The sequence below is a fragment of the Geobacter metallireducens GS-15 genome, from assembly GCF_000012925.1.
Lineage (GTDB): Bacteria > Desulfobacterota > Desulfuromonadia > Geobacterales > Geobacteraceae > Geobacter > Geobacter metallireducens.
In genome coordinates this window covers 2,717,486-2,733,094 of the sequence record NC_007517.1, presented here as the reverse complement: position 1 = coordinate 2,733,094, position 15,609 = coordinate 2,717,486, and the positions used below count along the sequence as shown (strand labels likewise).

The following is a 15,609-nucleotide window of genomic DNA, read 5'->3' as shown; positions in this document are numbered from 1 at the left end:
GGGAACGTCATGAAGAAAATCAAGGTGCTCATCGTTGACGATTCGGCTGTAGTGCGGCAGACCATGGCCGACATCCTCGCCTCGGACCCCCATATCGAGGTCATGGCGCCGGCGGCCGATCCCTTCATCGCCGCGGAGCGGATGCGGGAGCAGGTCCCCGATGTCATCACCCTCGACGTCGAGATGCCGCGCATGGACGGCATCACCTTCCTCAAGAAAATCATGAGCCAGCACCCCATCCCGGTGGTCATGTGCTCGACCCTCACCGAGAGCGGTTCGGAAACGGCTGTCAAGGCCTTGGAATACGGGGCGGTGGAGATCATCCAGAAACCGAAGCTCGGCACCAAGCAGTTCCTGGAGGAGTCGCGGGTCAGGATCTGCGACGCGGTGAAGGCGGCGAGCCAGGCCAGGCTCCGCAAGATTACGCCGCGTACCGGCAAGGAGATTGCTCCCAAGCTCTCCGCCGATGTGATCCTGGAAAAGCCGGGCTCGAAGGCCATGATCCAGACTACCGAGAAGGTGGTGGTCGTGGGGGCTTCCACCGGCGGCACCGAGGCGCTGCGGGTCTTCCTTGAAGCGCTCCCGGCGGATTCCCCTCCTATTGTCATCGTGCAGCACATGCCCGAGGGATTCACCCGGGCCTTTGCCCAGCGGCTTGACGGCATCTGCCGCATCACGGTGAAGGAGGCGGCCGACAACGACACGGTCATGCGGGGGAGGGCCCTCATCGCCCCCGGCAACCGGCACACGCTCCTCAAGCGGAGCGGCGCCCGCTACTACGTGGAGATCAAGGACGGGCCGCTGGTCTCCCGCCACCGCCCCTCCGTCGACGTCCTCTTCCGCTCGGCGGCCCGCTACGCCGGCAAGAACGCCGTGGGGGTCATCATGACCGGCATGGGGGACGACGGCGCCAGCGGCATGAAGGAGATGAGGGATGCCGGCGCCGTCACCATCGCCCAGGACGAAGCCACCTGCATCGTTTTCGGCATGCCCAACGAGGCCATCAAGCGGGGAGGGGCCGACCGGGTTATCCCCCTGGATACCATCGCCCGGGAAGTGCTGCGGCTCTGCGGGTAGGAATGGCGAGGGAGCGAGATAGTTAGGGAGCGAGGGAGAAATAAACTATTTCGCCATCTCGCTACTTGCTATCTTGCCACTTGCTGCCGCCCGGTAGTATGCTGGTTCGTGAGTTGTCGTTGCATTCTCTCCGCACGGAGTTTTTTTTATGGCAGAAGAAAAGTTTTTCCTCGGCCGCCAGCCGATTCTTGATCGCGAGCAGAAGCTTTACGGTTTCGAACTCCTCTTCCGTTCGGCCGATACCCTTCACGCCAATGTCACCGATTATCTCCAGGCCAGCGCCAGCGTCATCTTCGATGCCCTCTCCAGTTTCGGCCTCCGCGAAATCCTCGGCAAGCACAAGGGGTTCATCAACGTCAATGCCGATGTCCTCATGAGCGAGGCCCTCGAACTCCTTCCCCCGGAAAAAGTGGTCATCGAGCTTCTGGAGCACGTTCCCATAACCGAAACGGTCATAAACCGCTGCCGCGAGCTGAAGGAGAAGGGGTTTTCGATCGCCCTTGACGACCATGTCTACGCGCCGGTCTACGAACCCCTCTACGAGATTGTCGATGTCATCAAGGTTGATCTGATGCGTACCGGCATGGAGCGGTTGCAGTCCGAACTAGAGACGTTCAGGCACTGGAAGCCGAAGCTTCTGGCCGAGAAGGTGGAGACCTACGAGCAGTACGAGCAGTGCGAGGCCCTCGGTTTCACCTACTTCCAGGGGTACTACTTCGCCCGTCCCGTGGTGCTGACCCGTACCCGCGTCGACGTGGGGCGTCTCGCCATCATCAAGCTCTTCAACCAGCTCGTGGCCGAGGTGGATATCGACGAGCTGGAAAGTACCTTCAAGCAGCACCCGAACCTGATCATCAACCTCCTCCGGCTGGTGAACTCCGTCTCCGTGGGGCTCAAAAGCAGGATCACCAGCATGCGCCATGCGATCATGGTGCTCGGCTACCACCAGCTGCGCCGCTGGGCCATGATGGCGCTTTTCGCCAACACCGCCCAGGCGGTGGGCGATAACCCGCTCCTCGTTATGGCCGCAACCAGGGCCCGCCTCATGGAGCTCATCATCTCGGAGCAGCCCACCGTGCTCTATGACCGCGAATATCCCGACCGGGCCTTCATGACCGGCATCCTTTCCCTTGCCGATGCGCTGCTCAAAATGCCCATCGAAGAGGTGGTGTCCCCCCTCAATCTGAACGAGGATGTCCGGCAGGCGCTCCTGGCCCGCGAGGGGGAGTTGGGCATCCTCCTCCAGCTGGTGGAAAAAATCGAGAGGGATGATTTCAGCGCGATTTCGCCCCTCATCGAACGCTTCAGCCTTTCCATGGCGAACCTTGCCCCTGTCCAGCTGGCAGCCTGCAACTGGGTCAACGGCATGGACGACGCCGTCTGATTGGGTCATTACCCCTCCATCCTTGACTTTCCGTCGGCATCCCTTCATACTGCCGGTTTGTTCATGGGGCAAGCCCCCGTGAAGGTATCCGTTTTTTCGGGAGATTTGCCATGAAGCCTCTGTTTCTCAATCCACCCACCTACGAAGATTTCGACGGCGGAGCCGGCGCCCGCTACCAGGCATCCCGGGAGGTGACCTCCTTCTGGTACCCCACGTGGCTCTGCTTCCCCGCCGGGATGATCGACGGCTCCCGGGTGGTGGACGCGCCGGTGCAACGTTTCACCATCGACGACTGCCTGGCCATTGCCCGTGATTTCGACATGGTGGTGATGTACACCTCCACGCCGACCCTGGCCCTCGACATCGCCACCGCCCGCCGCGTCAAGGAGCAGAAGCCGGCCACGGTTACGGTCCTCACGGGCCCCCACGTTTCCGTTCTCCCCGAGGAGACGCTGCGCCAGGGCGAAGGGGTCATCGACATCGTCTGCCGCGGCGAATTCGATTACACCACCAAGGAACTCTGCGAGGGCCGCGAGTGGGCAAAAGTGGACGGGATCAGCTTCTGGAAGGACGGGAAGATCCACCACACCCCGGACCGCCCGCCGATCCAAGACCTGGACGCGCTCCCCTTCGTGGCTCCGGTTTACAAGCGGGATCTTCCCATTGCGGAATACGTCATACCCCACTTCAAGAACCCCTACGTCTCCATCTACTCCAGCCGTGGCTGCCCCTCCAAGTGCATCTACTGCCTCTGGCCCCAGACCTTCTCGGGCCGGGCCATGCGGACCCGCTCGCCCCAGAACGTCTACGAAGAGGTGAAGTGGATCGTCGACAACATCCCCGAGATGCGGGAGCTCTCCTTTGACGACGACACCTTCACCGCCGACCGCAAACACGCCCGCGAAGTGGCGGCCAAGCTGAAGCCCCTGGGGATTTCCTGGACCATCAATGCCCGGGCAAACTGCGACTACGAAACCCTCAAGATCATGCGCGAGGCAGGTCTCCGCCACGTGGTGGTGGGGTACGAGACCGGCAACGAGCAGATCCTGAAGAACATCAAGAAGGGGGTCACCAAGGAGCAGGCCATCGAGTTCACGAGAAATTGCAAGAAGCTCGGCCTTTCCGTCCACGGCGCCTTCATCATGGGGCTCCCTGGCGAGACCCGCGACACCATCCGCGAGACCATCGAGTACGCCAAGGCCCTGGACCTCAACTCCATCCAGGCGTCACTGGCCTCGCCGTACCCCGGCACCGAGTTCTGGGATCTCTGCCGGCAGGAAGGGTGGATCGCCTCCGAGGCCTATATCGACGACACCGGCCACCAGATGTGCGTCATCAACTATCCTCACCTCTCCAACAAGGAGATCTTCGACGCGGTGGAGCTCTTCTACAACAAGTTCTACTTCCGTCCCAAGTACATCGGCCGCAGCATCATGAAGATGATCGTGGACGGCGAGGAGCGGAAGAAGCTCCTGAAGGAAGGGAAGCAGTACCTGGAGTACATGCGGAAGCGGAAAGCTGCCGGATCATCCTGCTGACGGCTGCCATCCCATGAAAGAACTCATCATCAATGCCGACGACTTCGGCCTCTCCGACGGCGTCAACAAAGCGGTCATCAAGGCCTGGCAGGAGGGTATCCTCACCTCCGCCTCCCTCATGGTCGGGGCGGATGCTTTCCACGAGGCGGTGCACCTGGCCAAGGCCAACCCGGGGCTCCAGGTGGGACTCCATCTCACCCTCGTCCAGGGTCGGGCCGTGGGGGAGCATCCCAAATTTCCCCGGATCTGTGACGCCAAGGGGCTTTTCACTGACGATCCGGTCCATGCGGGGATGCGCTACTATTTCATCAAGCCATTCCGCAAGCAGCTCCACCGGGAGATCGAGGCCCAGATCGAGGGCTTCCTCCAGACCGGCATTCCCCTGTCTCACATCGACGGCCACCTGAACATCCACATGCACCCGGTGGTCTTCGACATCCTCTGCGAGCTCATGCCCAAGTACGGCATCACCACCTTCCGCCTCAGCCGGGAAAATCTCCGTTCCAACCTGGCCATCGACCGCTCGCGCCTCTTCGGCAAGGCAACGGACGCCTTCATCTTCTCGAAGCTGGCCAATCGCTGCCGTCCCGTCCTGGATCGGTTTGGCATCGGCTATACGGGGGAAGTGAAGGGGCTCCTCAGCTCGGGGCGGATGACCGAGTCGTACCTCCTCAAGGCCCTTGAGACGCTGGAGGAGGGGACCACGGAGATCTACTTCCACCCCGGTTGCCTCCCCTGCACCGAAATCACCCGGCGCATGCCCGACTACCGGCATGAGGAGGAACTGGCGGCCCTCACGAGCAGCCGGGTGAAGGGGCGCCTGAAAGAGCTGGGCATTGGGCTCAAAAACTACCGGGGCGAGGTCAAGACGTATGCTTAAAACGTTTATCATCATGCTTATGGCCGTCTCGGCCGGCACCATCGGCGACATCCTCCTCGCCAAGGGGATGAAGGAGATGGGGGATATCTCGGCCATGAACCTGCGCGGGATCCTCAACGTGGCCATCCAGGCCCTCACTACGCCGAAGCTGATCATCGGCACCGCCATGCTGGCGATCTTCTTCTTCCTCTGGCTGGCGGTCCTCTCCTGGGAAGACCTCTCCGTGGCCCTCCCCATGCAGGCCCTCAACTACGTCCTCGTGGCGTTCCTCTCCCAATGGTTCCTTGGCGAGACCGTCTCGCCCCTTCGCTGGACCGGCACCATCCTGGTCTGCGTCGGCGTCATGCTCATCACCAAGAGCGGAGCCCAGTGACAGACGGGAATCAGGAAACCGTGTCCAGGGACCGGAAAGAAAAAAAGGGAGCCGTGATTGGCTCCCTTTTTTCATTTGGCAAGGTGCGACGCCTATTTCTTCGACTGAATGTCCTTGACCGCCTTCTCGAATAGCTCGGGGTTGAACCCCTTCAGCACCTTCTTGTCGTCGCCGATGACGATGACAGGAACCCCCTGGCTCTTGTACGTCTTGGTCAGCTCGTCCATGGCCTTCTCGTCCAACTCCACGTCCTTGTTGATGAAGGGGATGTTGTTCCGCGTGAAGTATTCCTTCGCCTCCTTGCAGTGGGGGCACCAGGCAACCGAGTAGAGGACGACCTTCGGATAGGCCTGCTGTTTCGTTGCCACGGCGTCGATTTTGCTCTGGCCGGCAGCCGGGGCTTCCGCCGCCTGGCCTGACACTGCAGCCAGGGAGAGCATGAGAAGGGGGATGAGGGCGGATATTTTCTTCATGACTCGGTTCTCCTTTGCTGTACAATTGGGCTGTCGCCTTTTCTGAACTATACCGGAGAGGCGCGCCAAGTCAAATATCCACGGGGAGCAGCACCATGAGCGCACGCATACGTATCCGGAACGCCCTGGCCGGCGAAGGGCTGGGGAATGAGATAATGGTAAAAGGGTGGGTGAGGACCATCCGGACAGGGAAAGAGGTCGCCTTCCTGGCCCTGAACGACGGCTCCTGCTTCGCCAATCTCCAGGTGGTGGCCGAGCCAGGGCTTGCCACTTTTGCCGATGTCTGCGCCATTGGCACCGGCGCCGCCGTGGCGGTCCGGGGGCGTCTCGTGGATTCGCCGGCCAGCGGCCAGTGCTATGAGCTCCACGCCGATGAGGTGGCGGTGATCGGCCTCGCCGACGAGAGCTATCCCCTCCAGAAAAAGCGTCACTCCTTCGAGTACCTGCGGAGTATCGCCCACCTCCGCCCCCGTTCCAACACCTTCGGGGCGGTTTTCCGGGTCCGCTCCTCCGTGGCCCAGGCGGTGCACCGCTTCTTTGCCGAGCGGGGATTCCTCTATGTCCACACCCCCATCATCACCACCAGTGACTGCGAGGGGGCAGGGGAGATGTTTCGGGTCACCACCCTTGATCCGGCCGCTCCACCGCTTCTGGAGGGGGAGGTTGACTTCAGCCGCGACTTCTTCGCCGCCCAGGCGGGGCTCACCGTGAGCGGCCAGCTTGAGGGGGAGCTTTTCGCCCAGGCCTTCAGCGATATTTATACCTTTGGCCCCACCTTCCGGGCCGAGAACTCCAACACCCCCCGCCACGCCGCCGAGTTCTGGATGATCGAGCCCGAGATGGCCTTTGCCGATCTCATGGCTGACGCAGCCCTGGCCGAGGAGTTCTTCCGCTACCTCTGCCGCCATGTCCTTGACGCCTGCGGGGAGGATATGGCGTTCTTCAACGACCACATCGACAAGGGACTCATTGCCCGGGTGGAGCAGGTGGCGAACTCCTCCTTCGCCATCATGGAGTACGGCGAGGCCATCGAGCGCCTCAAGAAGGCGACCGTGACATTCGAGTACCCCGTGGAGTGGGGGCTCGACCTCCAGACCGAGCATGAGCGCTATCTCACCGAGCAGGTGGTGGGGGGACCGGTCTTTGTTATCAACTACCCCAAGCACATCAAGGCGTTCTACATGCGGGTGAACGACGACAACAAGACCGTGGCCGCCATGGATCTTCTCGTCCCCAAGGTGGGTGAGATCATCGGCGGGAGCCAGCGGGAGGAACGGCTCCCTGTCCTCGAAGGGCGCATGGCCGAGGTGGGGGTCAATCCCGAGGGGCTCTGGTGGTATCTCGACTCCCGCCGCTGGGGCTCCACCCCCCACGCCGGTTTCGGTCTCGGCTTCGAGCGGCTCATCATGTACCTCACCGGCATGGAGAACATCCGCGACGTGATTCCGTTCCCCCGCACCCCTCGCCACGCGGAATTTTGAAAACGAAGAAATCCTCGTTGTTTGTTTTTGGAGCATGCACATGTTCGTCTTCTCCGCCCGCTTCCACATCTTTCTGCCGACCGATTCCCTCAAGGGAAAGCGGGGGATCGTGAAGAGCCTTATCGCCCGGGCGCGGCAGAACTTCAATGTCGCCGCCGCCGAGGTGGATCTCCAGGATGTCCACGGCGAGACGGTCATTGCTTTCGTGACCGTGGGCGGAGACCGCGCCCGGGTCCGGCATCTCCTGGACCGGGTCGAAGAGTGGATCGCCGAGGAGCGGCCCGATGTGGAGGTCGTCGCATCTCTCATCGAGGAATGCTGAAACGGGACAAAAAGGACTATATTTATCCTTTTTGTCTTGACCTTTGCCGGATACGTGATAAGTTTATGTCCGTGCCCCACGGCACCGGAAGATATTTCACGATCCCCAAGGAGGAAGAGTCATGGCCTATGAAGCTAAGGATTACGCGAAACTGCTCGGCATGGAGGGCTTCAGCGAAGCGCTCCTGAAAAACCATTTCACCCTGTACCAGGGTTATGTCACCAACACCAACAAGGTGCTCGACATTCTCGACGGGATGCTCAAGGCGGGCAACACCGCAGCCCCCGAGTATGCGGAGCTCAAGCGCCGCCTGGGGTGGGAGTTCAACGGCATGCGGCTCCACGAGTTCTACTTCGAGAACCTGGGGGGTAAGGGGGGCATCGACCAGGCCGGGAAGCTGGCCGCCAAAATGGCCGCCGATTTCGGGAGCGTCGAGGCGTGGGAGAAGGACTTCCGGGCCACCGGCGCCATGCGCGGCATCGGCTGGGCGGTTCTCTACCAGGATTCGGCCTCAGGCCGCCTGATGAACTTCTGGATCAACGAGCATGACGTGGCCCATCCGGCCGGGTGCGCGCCGATCCTGATCATGGATGTGTTCGAGCATGCCTTCATGCTCGACTACGGGCTCAAGCGGGCCGACTATATCGAGGCCTTCTTCAGGAACATCGACTGGAAGGCTGCCGAGGCGCGGCTGAAGTAACCAGGCACAATACGGGATGTAACGTAGGGGCAATTCGTGAATTGCCCCTACGCCGTTTTCAGGGAGGAAAAGCCATGAAAGCACTCATCATCAGCGTCGACCAGTTTGAGGACTCCGAACTTCTCGCCCCCTACTACCGCCTGCTGGAGGAGGGGATCCCGGTGGACATTGCATCAATCCACCGCGGAACCATCACGGGGAAGCACGGCTACGAGGTGCAGGCGGACAAGTCTCTCGCGGAGGTGAATCCCGAGGGGTATGCCCTCCTTGTCCTTCCGGGCGGGAAGGCGCCGGCTGCCGTCCGAAAGGAACCCGCCGCCCTGGAGATCTGCCGCAGCTTCTTTGCCCATAACAAGCCCGTTGCCGCCATCTGCCATGGCCCCCAGATCCTTATCAGTGCCGGTCTCCTGTCGGGACGGCGGGCCACCTGCTACCAGTCCGTGGCCGACGAAATGCGGGGGGCCGGTGCCCTCTACGAGGACAGCGAGGTGGTGGTGGATGGCAACCTGATCACCTCACGGCAGCCGTCGGACATCCCCGCCTTCATGCGCGAGCTCATGAAGAAGCTCAAGGGATAGGATGTTCTGTTCGGGCCGACACTTTACAGGAAAGCCGGAAGGGAGTCCGTCCCGACCGGCTTTTTTGTGGCCTCTTCCCCTCTTCACACCATGGGTTACTAATGCTATGCTCTTACGTCATTGCCGCGTAGCAAACTTTCACATGAATCCTCCCCGGAGAACTCTATGGCCAACGAAGACCTGGGAAAGCTGAAGATCGACAAGGGCGCCCTTGCCCGTTCGGGAGGCCGGCGCCGGCCGCGCTTCTGGATTGTGGCAGCTGTGGCGGTGGTTGTGCTCCTGATCCTCTTCGTGAGCGGCGTCCTTTCGCCGGCGGTAACCGTGGAAACGGGCACCGTGACCCAGGTCTACCCTTCCCAGGCCTACACACTCCTGAACGCCAGCGGTTATGTGGTGGCCCAGCGCAAGGCCGCCGTGGCCGCCAAGGTGACCGGTCGGCTTGACTGGCTGGGAGTGGAGGAGGGGAGCCGCGTGAAACAGGGCGAAATCCTCGCCCGCCTGGAAAACCTCGATGCCGCGGCAGCCAGGGATCAGGCCGCCGCCACCGTGAAAACTTCCCGGGCGAGCCTCGACCAGGCCAAGGCCGAGCTCACCGATGCTACCCTGGCCTTTGAGCGGGAGAAACAACTCCTGAAGGAGGGGATTGTCGCCAAGGCCGAGTACGATTCCGCCGAGGCCCGCTACCGCCGGGCAAAGGCGGCAGTGACCGGGGCCAGTGCCTCCATCGTCGCTTCCGAGGCGGCCCTCAGGGGTGCCCAGGTGAATCTGGAATACTCCTTCATCCGTGCCCCCTTCGACGCCGTGGTCCTTACCAAGAACGCCGATATCGGCGATATCGTCACCCCCATCGGCGCCGCGGCCAACGCCAAGGCCGCGGTGGTCACCATTGCCGACCTCGGCTCCCTCCAGGTGGAGGCCGATGTCTCCGAATCGAACCTGGAGACGGTAAAGGTCGGGCAACCGTGCGAGATACAGCTGGATGCCCTTCCCGAAGTGCGCTTTAAGGGGAGGGTCCACATGGTGGTCCCCACCGCCGACCGCTCCAAGGCGACAGTGCTCGTGAAGGTCCGCTTCGAGAAGCTCGACCCGCGGATACTGCCGGAGATGAGCGCCAAGGTGGCTTTTCTGGAGCATCTCGTGGCGCCGGGCGAGGAAAAGCCCAAGACGGCGGTGAACCCCGCTGCGGTAGTGGAGCGGGGAGGGCGGAAGGTGCTCTTTCTCGTGAAGGGTGGCCGGGTGGCGGAAACGCCAGTCACCGTGGGCGCGAAGATCGGCGAGATGCTGGAGATAACCGCCGGCGCCAAGCCGGGCGACAAGATCGCCCTCAAGCCCCTGGATAAGCTCAAGGACGGGACGAAGATCAAGACGGCGGAGAAGTAGATGGCAGAAACCACCCCTCCCATCGTTGCCGTGCGCAACCTCTCCAAGTCGTACCGGCGGGGCCAGCAGATCGTGCCGGTGCTTCAGGATATCTCCTTCGACATCGCGCCGGGGGAGTTCCTGGCCCTCATGGGACCGTCGGGGTCAGGGAAGAGCACGCTCCTGAACCTCATCGCCGGCATCGACAAGGCCGACAGCGGTACCATCACCATTGGCGGGGTGGAGATCAGCACCCTCCCCGAGGCGGAGCTGGCCGCGTGGCGGGCCGGCAACGTGGGGTTCATCTTCCAGTTCTACAACCTGATCCCGGTGCTGACCGCCTTCGAGAACGTGGAGTTGCCGCTCCTCCTCACGGGGCTCACCCGCCGGGAGCGGCGGGAGCATGTGGAGACGGTCCTCTCTTTGGTGGGGCTCGCCGACCGGATTGACCACTATCCCTCCCAGCTCTCGGGGGGACAGCAGCAGCGGGTCGCCATTGCCCGGGCCATGGTCACCGACCCGGAGATCCTCGTGGCCGACGAGCCCACCGGCGACCTGGACCGGGTCTCGGCCGGGGAGATCCTCGCGCTCATGGAGCGCCTCGTCAGCGGTTTCGGCAAAACCATCATCATGGTCACCCACGACCCCCGGGCTGCCGAGCAGGCCCACCGGCTCCTCCACCTGGAGAAGGGGGAGCTGACCGACGGGGCGGGGTAGACCGTGTTCATCCTCAAGCTCCTTATACGCAACGCCTTCCGCCACAAGCTCCGGACCACTCTCACCATCGTGGGGGTGGCCATTGCCATCGTGGCCTTCGGCCTGCTGCGGACCCTGGTGGATCTCTGGTACGCCGGAGTGGAGGCGTCGTCGGCCTCCCGCCTCATCACCCGCAATGCCATCTCTCTCGTCTTTCCCCTCCCCATATCCTACAAGGATCGGATCCGCCAGGTGCCGGGGGTGAAGGACGTCTCCTGGGGGAACTGGTTCGGCGGTATCTACAAGGACGAGAAGAACTTTTTCCCCAACTTCGCCGTCGAACCCAAGAGCTACCTGGCCATGTACCCCGAGTACGTCATCGACCCCTCTCAGGTAAAGGCCTTTGCCCTTGACCGCAAGGGGTGCATCGTGGGGCGGAAGACCGCCGAGCGCTTCGGCTGGAAGGTGGGGGATCAGGTGACGCTGCGTGGGACCATCTTTCCCGGCCAGTGGGACTTCGTGATCCGGGGGATCTACCGGGGTGCCCAGAAGAACACCGACGAGACCCAGCTCTTCTTCCACTGGGACTACCTGAACGAAACCGTCAAGAAGACCATTGCCCGTCGGGCCGACCAGGTGGGGTTTTACATGATCTCCCTCACCAAGCCGGAACAGGCGGCGGAGGTCTCCCTGGCGATCGATGCCATCTTCAAGAACTCCCTGGCCGAGACCCTGACCGAGACCGAGAAGGCGTTCCAGATGGGTTTTGTCTCCATGACCGAGGCGATCCTAGTTGCCATCCAGATCGTCTCCTACGTGGTGATCGTCATCATCATGGTAGTGGCGGCCAACACCATGGCCATGACCGCCCGGGAGCGGATCGCCGAGTACGCCACCCTGAAAACCCTCGGCTTCGGGGCGATCCACATCGCGGGGGTGGTCTTTGGCGAATCCATTGTCATCGCCATGATCGGCGGGATTGCCGGGGTTGCCTGCACCTTTCCGGCGGCCCACTGGATCGAGACGGAACTCTCCCAGTTCTTCCCGGTCTTCTCCATTGCCCCGCAAACCATCGTGATGGACCTGGCCGCCGCCCTCGTGGTGGGGGTCGTGGCGGGAATCTTCCCCACCTGGCGAGGGGCGACCATTGGAATAGCGGATGGCCTGCGGAGGATAGGGTAGATGGGCATCCCTTACTCCTACAGCTTCCGCAACCTCTGGACCCGGCGTCTGACCACGGTCCTTACCGCCTCAGGCATGGCGCTGGTCGTCTTTGTCTTTGCGGCAACCCTCATGCTGGCCGAGGGGCTTCGGAAGACCCTGGTGGATACCGGTTCCTACGACAACGTGGTGGTGATCCGCAAGTCGGCCCAGACCGAGGTGCAGAGCGGCATCGACCGTTCCCAGGCCGCGGTGGTGGAAACTCAGCCCGAGATCGCGGTGGAGGGGGGAGAGCGTCTTGTCGCGAAGGAAATCGTGGTCCTCATCAGCCTTCCTAAGCGGGGGAGTGGTAAGCCCTCCAACGTCATTATCCGGGGGGTAAGTGCCACATCGCTCCTCATGCGCCCCCAGGTGAAAGTCATTGAGGGACGGATGCCGCGCCCCGGCTCGGCCGAGATCATGGCAGGAGCCAGCATTGCCAAGCGCTTCAAGGGGGGAGGTATCGGCGAGACCCTGCGCTTCGGCATGCGGGACTGGACCGTGGTGGGAATCTTCGAGGCCGGCAATACCGGCTTCTCATCGGAGATATGGGGCGACGTGGACCAGCTCATGCAGGCCTTCCGCCGGCCCGTCTACTCCTCCATCATCTTCAAGTTGCGGGACCCGTCGGAGTTCGTCAGGGTGAAGGAGCGGATCGAGGGCGACCCGCGCCTGACCCTGGAAGCGAAGCGGGAGATCACCTTCTACGCCGATCAGTCCCAGGCCATGGCCAAGTTTCTCCGGATTCTCGGGATAACCCTCACCATCATCTTCTCCCTCGGGGCGGTCATCGGCGCCATGATCACCATGTACGCCGCCGTGGCCAACCGGGTCACCGAGATAGGCACCCTGCGGGCCCTGGGCTTCCAGCGGGGGAGCATTCTGGCCGCCTTCATCCTGGAGTCGCTCTTCCTGGGGCTCCTGGGCGGGGTGGTGGGGCTTTTCTTCGCTTCGTTCATGCAACTGGTCACCATCTCCACCATGAACTGGCAGACCTTTTCGGAGCTGGCTTTCACCTTCTCCCTCACCCCCGGCATCATCGGCAAGTCGCTTATCTTTTCCCTCGTCATGGGGTTTGTGGGGGGATTGCTGCCGGCCTTCCGGGCGGCGCGGATGAATATCGTGGATGCGCTGCGGGCGACGTAGCGTTTTTCTGCTGTTCGGAGAGTGGTTTTGGGGGGGTCAGAGCCCCAGGGCGTTCTGGGTCTCTGCCAGGTAGGTACGCACGGCGCCGGAACTGACGAGGGAAAGCACTCGGTCCGCCATCTCCCGCGCCGTGCGGAGATCCACGGAGCGGATGGCCTGCTTGACCACCGGGATGGAGGGGGCCGACAGGCTCAGTTCGCGGATGCCCATTCCCACCAGGAGGATGGCCATGACCGGGTCGGCGGCCATCTCGCCGCATACCGACACCGGCTTTCCGGTCGCCAGGGCCACGTCCACCACCCGTTTGATGGAGTGGAGGACCGCCGGCTGGCAGGAGTCATAGTATCGGCGCACCTTCGGGTTGTTCCGGTCGGCCGCCATGGTGTACTGGATCAGATCGTTGGTGCCGATGCTGAAGAAGTCGACCTCGTTCACGAGGATGTGGGCGGTCTGCACGGCAGCTGGCAGTTCCACCATGATCCCGAAGCTGATATCGGGGTCGAAGGTCTGCCCTTCGTGGGCCAGTTCCTCGCGCACCTCCCCGAGGATCTTTTTGATCTGCCAGATCTCGGCGATGCTCGACACCATGGGGAACATTATCCTGGCCTTGCCGTGGAGCGAGGCCAGGAGGATCCCCGCCAACTGGACCCGGAAGATGTCCTCCCGCTCCAAAGACACCCGGATGGAGCGCCATCCCATGAAGGGGTTGTCCTCCGCTGCCATGGGGAAGTAGGGAAGCGTCTTGTCCCCCCCGATGTCGAGGGTGCGGATGGTGACCGGATGGGGAGCGAAGCCTTCCAGCACCTTGCGGTAGAGTCCGACGAGCTCGCTGCGGGTCGGAAAGGCGGAGCGGGTCATGTACGGAAACTCGGTCCGGTAGAGCCCCACCCCCTCGGCACCATTGGCGAGGGCCACCCGGATGTCGCTCAAGAGGCCGATATTGGCCTTGAGCGCCACGTCCACGCCGTCCCGGGTCACCGCCGGCAGGTCCCGCAACCCCTCAAGCTCCCGCCTCCTGACCCCGAAGTCGATTTCCAGCCGCTCGTACTCACCCTTTATCTTTTCGCTCGGGTTGATGTAGATGCGTCCCGAGTTGCCGTCGACGATCACTTCATCCCGCAGCCCCAGTTTCTGGAGTATTCCCTCCACCCCCACCACGGCCGGTATGCCGAGGGACTTGGCCATGATGGCGGCGTGGGAGTTGAGATCCCCCTTTTCGGTGACGATCCCCAGGAGCTTCTCGTGGTCGAGGGTGGCCATGTCCGAGGGAAGTATCTCGTGGGCCACGAGGATCCGCTTCTCCCGCAGCCTGAGCCGCGCATGGCCCGAACCGTCCAGGAAGGCGATGATCCTGCGCCGGATATCCTCCATGTCGGCAGAGCGCTCCTTGAGATAAGGGTCCTCCATCCGGGAGAAAGCGCTCACGTAATGGGCCACCACCTCATTCACGGCCCGTACCGCACCGTAATCCTCCTCAATCAGGTCGTGGACCTTGGCGATGAACCCACGATCTTCCAGGATCATCAGGTGGGTGTGGAAGATGGCGGCATCCTCCTTGGAAAGGAGTTCGGCTACCCTTTTTTCCATGCAGATGGTTTCTATCTTCGCCTTTTCGAGGGCGGTCTGGAATCGGCTTCGCTCCTCGGGGCGCGACCGCACCGTCGCCACTCCCATCCCGTCATGTTCGTCCCGGCGGTCGATGATGACGGCCCTGCCCCGGGAGAAACCCGCTGAAACCGGCGTCCCCATCAGCAGGAGCGAACGTTTTTCCCGCTTGCGCTTGTCACCGGATGGTTCCGCTCCCGCCGGCGCCCCGATGGCCTTGAATTTTTCCAGTTCCCGTTCGAGCCGCTCCCGTTCCGCCTCCTTCAGGCGGATGGAATCCAGAAGCTTGGCGTTGATGACGATGCTGGAGATCTGGTAGGCGATGGTGGTGAGGGTGCTCACCTCCTCCTGCTGGAAGGTGCGCGATTCCCTGGTCTGGATGACGATGACCCCCATGGGGGACTCCCGCAGCATGAGGGGGATGCCGAGGAAGGAGTTGAACCGTTCTTCGCGGGTTTCGGGGAAATACTTGTAGCGGGGGTGGAGCGGCGCGTTGTCGGCGGTGACCAAGCCTTTGGTCTCGATTACCAGACCGGCGAGACCTTCGGAGGTCTGCATGGTGATCTTGCCGACGGAGCTTTTCGAAAGCCCCTTGCTGGCCGCGAGACGGAGGGTCTTGCCGTCATCTTCCAGCAGGTAGATGGAGCAGACATCGGTGCCGATCCGTTTTGCAACCAGATGGACGATGTTGTCGAGGGTGTCGGGGAGGTCGTGGGATTTGAGGATGAGGGTGCTGATATCCTCCAGTGTCCGCAGACCGGTCGTCTCCAGTTGTTCTTCGGCCATGTAGATGCCCT

At 62.3% G+C, this 15,609-nt stretch carries 15 protein-coding genes; 13 read left to right on the top strand and 2 right to left on the bottom strand.

What is annotated here, in order from left to right; genetic code table 11:
- The first annotated feature begins 9 nt into the window (after nt 1–9).
- From GMET_RS12175 to GMET_RS12155, 5 genes are all read left to right on the top strand, one after another.
- Nucleotides 10–1,077 carry a protein-glutamate methylesterase/protein-glutamine glutaminase gene (locus GMET_RS12175; protein ID WP_004512482.1) on the top strand — a complete coding sequence of 356 codons (1,068 nt, stop codon included), beginning with the start codon at nt 10–12 and terminating at the stop codon, nt 1,075–1,077.
- A gap of 148 nt (nt 1,078–1,225) precedes the next feature.
- Nucleotides 1,226–2,461, top strand: coding sequence for an EAL and HDOD domain-containing protein (locus tag GMET_RS12170; protein ID WP_004512483.1), 1,236 nt, complete (start codon nt 1,226–1,228; stop codon nt 2,459–2,461).
- Between the two features lie 110 nt (nt 2,462–2,571).
- Nucleotides 2,572–3,999, top strand: a complete 1,428-nt coding sequence (hpnJ, locus tag GMET_RS12165) for a hopanoid biosynthesis associated radical SAM protein HpnJ (protein ID WP_004512484.1) — start codon at nt 2,572–2,574, stop codon at nt 3,997–3,999.
- Between the two features lie 13 nt (nt 4,000–4,012).
- Nucleotides 4,013–4,879, top strand: a complete 867-nt coding sequence (gene hpnK, locus GMET_RS12160) for a hopanoid biosynthesis-associated protein HpnK (protein ID WP_004512485.1) — start codon at nt 4,013–4,015, stop codon at nt 4,877–4,879.
- A complete protein-coding gene (locus GMET_RS12155; RefSeq protein ID WP_004512486.1) occupies nt 4,872–5,252 on the top strand; it encodes an EamA family transporter in 381 nt (126 codons plus the stop codon). The genes hpnK and GMET_RS12155 overlap by 8 nt, the downstream gene beginning before the upstream one ends.
- A 92-nt stretch (nt 5,253–5,344) precedes the next feature.
- Here GMET_RS12155 and GMET_RS12150 read toward each other — a convergent pair whose 3' ends face one another.
- Nucleotides 5,345–5,725, bottom strand: coding sequence for a glutaredoxin domain-containing protein (locus GMET_RS12150; protein ID WP_004512487.1), 381 nt, complete (start codon nt 5,723–5,725; stop codon nt 5,345–5,347).
- A 95-nt stretch (nt 5,726–5,820) separates the two neighbouring features.
- Here GMET_RS12150 and asnS point away from each other — a divergent pair, with 95 nt between their 5' ends.
- The 8 genes from asnS (at nt 5,821) to GMET_RS12110 (ending at nt 13,207) form a co-directional block, all read left to right on the top strand.
- A complete protein-coding gene (asnS, locus tag GMET_RS12145) occupies nt 5,821–7,206 on the top strand; it encodes an asparagine--tRNA ligase (protein WP_004512488.1) in 1,386 nt (461 codons plus the stop codon).
- A gap of 40 nt (nt 7,207–7,246) precedes the next feature.
- Nucleotides 7,247–7,528: a DUF503 domain-containing protein gene (locus GMET_RS12140; protein ID WP_004512489.1), complete on the top strand. Its 282-nt coding sequence runs from the start codon at nt 7,247–7,249 to the stop codon at nt 7,526–7,528.
- 121 nt (nt 7,529–7,649) lie between these two features.
- Nucleotides 7,650–8,228, top strand: a complete 579-nt coding sequence (locus GMET_RS12135) for a superoxide dismutase (RefSeq protein WP_004512490.1) — start codon at nt 7,650–7,652, stop codon at nt 8,226–8,228.
- Nucleotides 8,229–8,302: 74 nt separating this feature from the next.
- On the top strand, nt 8,303–8,806 hold the full coding sequence (locus GMET_RS12130) for a type 1 glutamine amidotransferase domain-containing protein (protein ID WP_004512491.1): 504 nt from the start codon (nt 8,303–8,305) through the stop codon (nt 8,804–8,806).
- Nucleotides 8,807–8,971: 165 nt separating this feature from the next.
- The gene (locus GMET_RS12125; protein ID WP_004512492.1) at nt 8,972–10,186 is read left to right on the top strand and encodes an efflux RND transporter periplasmic adaptor subunit; all 1,215 of its coding nucleotides are present in this window, start codon (nt 8,972–8,974) and stop codon (nt 10,184–10,186) included.
- The gene (locus GMET_RS12120) at nt 10,187–10,882 is read left to right on the top strand and encodes an ABC transporter ATP-binding protein (RefSeq protein WP_004512493.1); all 696 of its coding nucleotides are present in this window, start codon (nt 10,187–10,189) and stop codon (nt 10,880–10,882) included. It begins immediately after the preceding gene.
- Nucleotides 10,883–10,885: 3 nt separating this feature from the next.
- Nucleotides 10,886–12,043: an ABC transporter permease gene (locus tag GMET_RS12115; RefSeq protein ID WP_004512494.1), complete on the top strand. Its 1,158-nt coding sequence runs from the start codon at nt 10,886–10,888 to the stop codon at nt 12,041–12,043.
- Nucleotides 12,044–13,207, top strand: coding sequence for an ABC transporter permease (locus GMET_RS12110; protein WP_004512495.1), 1,164 nt, complete (start codon nt 12,044–12,046; stop codon nt 13,205–13,207). It begins immediately after the preceding gene.
- Nucleotides 13,208–13,243: 36 nt separating this feature from the next.
- On the opposite strand, the gene ptsP is transcribed toward GMET_RS12110, so the two are convergent.
- Entirely contained in the window at nt 13,244–15,598 is a 2,355-nt protein-coding gene (gene ptsP / locus GMET_RS12105; protein ID WP_011366048.1) for a phosphoenolpyruvate--protein phosphotransferase, read from the bottom strand.
- Nucleotides 15,599–15,609 lie beyond the last annotated feature (11 nt).

Coding starts and splice junctions, on each gene's coding strand:
- GMET_RS12175 (WP_004512482.1), top strand. CDS start 10: ATGAAGAAAATCAAGGTGCTCATCGTTGACGATTCGGCTGTAGTGCGG.
- GMET_RS12170 (WP_004512483.1), top strand. CDS start 1,226: ATGGCAGAAGAAAAGTTTTTCCTCGGCCGCCAGCCGATTCTTGATCGC.
- hpnJ (WP_004512484.1), top strand. CDS start 2,572: ATGAAGCCTCTGTTTCTCAATCCACCCACCTACGAAGATTTCGACGGC.
- hpnK (WP_004512485.1), top strand. CDS start 4,013: ATGAAAGAACTCATCATCAATGCCGACGACTTCGGCCTCTCCGACGGC.
- GMET_RS12155 (WP_004512486.1), top strand. CDS start 4,872: ATGCTTAAAACGTTTATCATCATGCTTATGGCCGTCTCGGCCGGCACC.
- GMET_RS12150 (WP_004512487.1), bottom strand. CDS start 5,725: ATGAAGAAAATATCCGCCCTCATCCCCCTTCTCATGCTCTCCCTGGCT.
- asnS (WP_004512488.1), top strand. CDS start 5,821: ATGAGCGCACGCATACGTATCCGGAACGCCCTGGCCGGCGAAGGGCTG.
- GMET_RS12140 (WP_004512489.1), top strand. CDS start 7,247: ATGTTCGTCTTCTCCGCCCGCTTCCACATCTTTCTGCCGACCGATTCC.
- GMET_RS12135 (WP_004512490.1), top strand. CDS start 7,650: ATGGCCTATGAAGCTAAGGATTACGCGAAACTGCTCGGCATGGAGGGC.
- GMET_RS12130 (WP_004512491.1), top strand. CDS start 8,303: ATGAAAGCACTCATCATCAGCGTCGACCAGTTTGAGGACTCCGAACTT.
- GMET_RS12125 (WP_004512492.1), top strand. CDS start 8,972: ATGGCCAACGAAGACCTGGGAAAGCTGAAGATCGACAAGGGCGCCCTT.
- GMET_RS12120 (WP_004512493.1), top strand. CDS start 10,187: ATGGCAGAAACCACCCCTCCCATCGTTGCCGTGCGCAACCTCTCCAAG.
- GMET_RS12110 (WP_004512495.1), top strand. CDS start 12,044: ATGGGCATCCCTTACTCCTACAGCTTCCGCAACCTCTGGACCCGGCGT.
- ptsP (WP_011366048.1), bottom strand. CDS start 15,598: ATGGCCGAAGAACAACTGGAGACGACCGGTCTGCGGACACTGGAGGAT.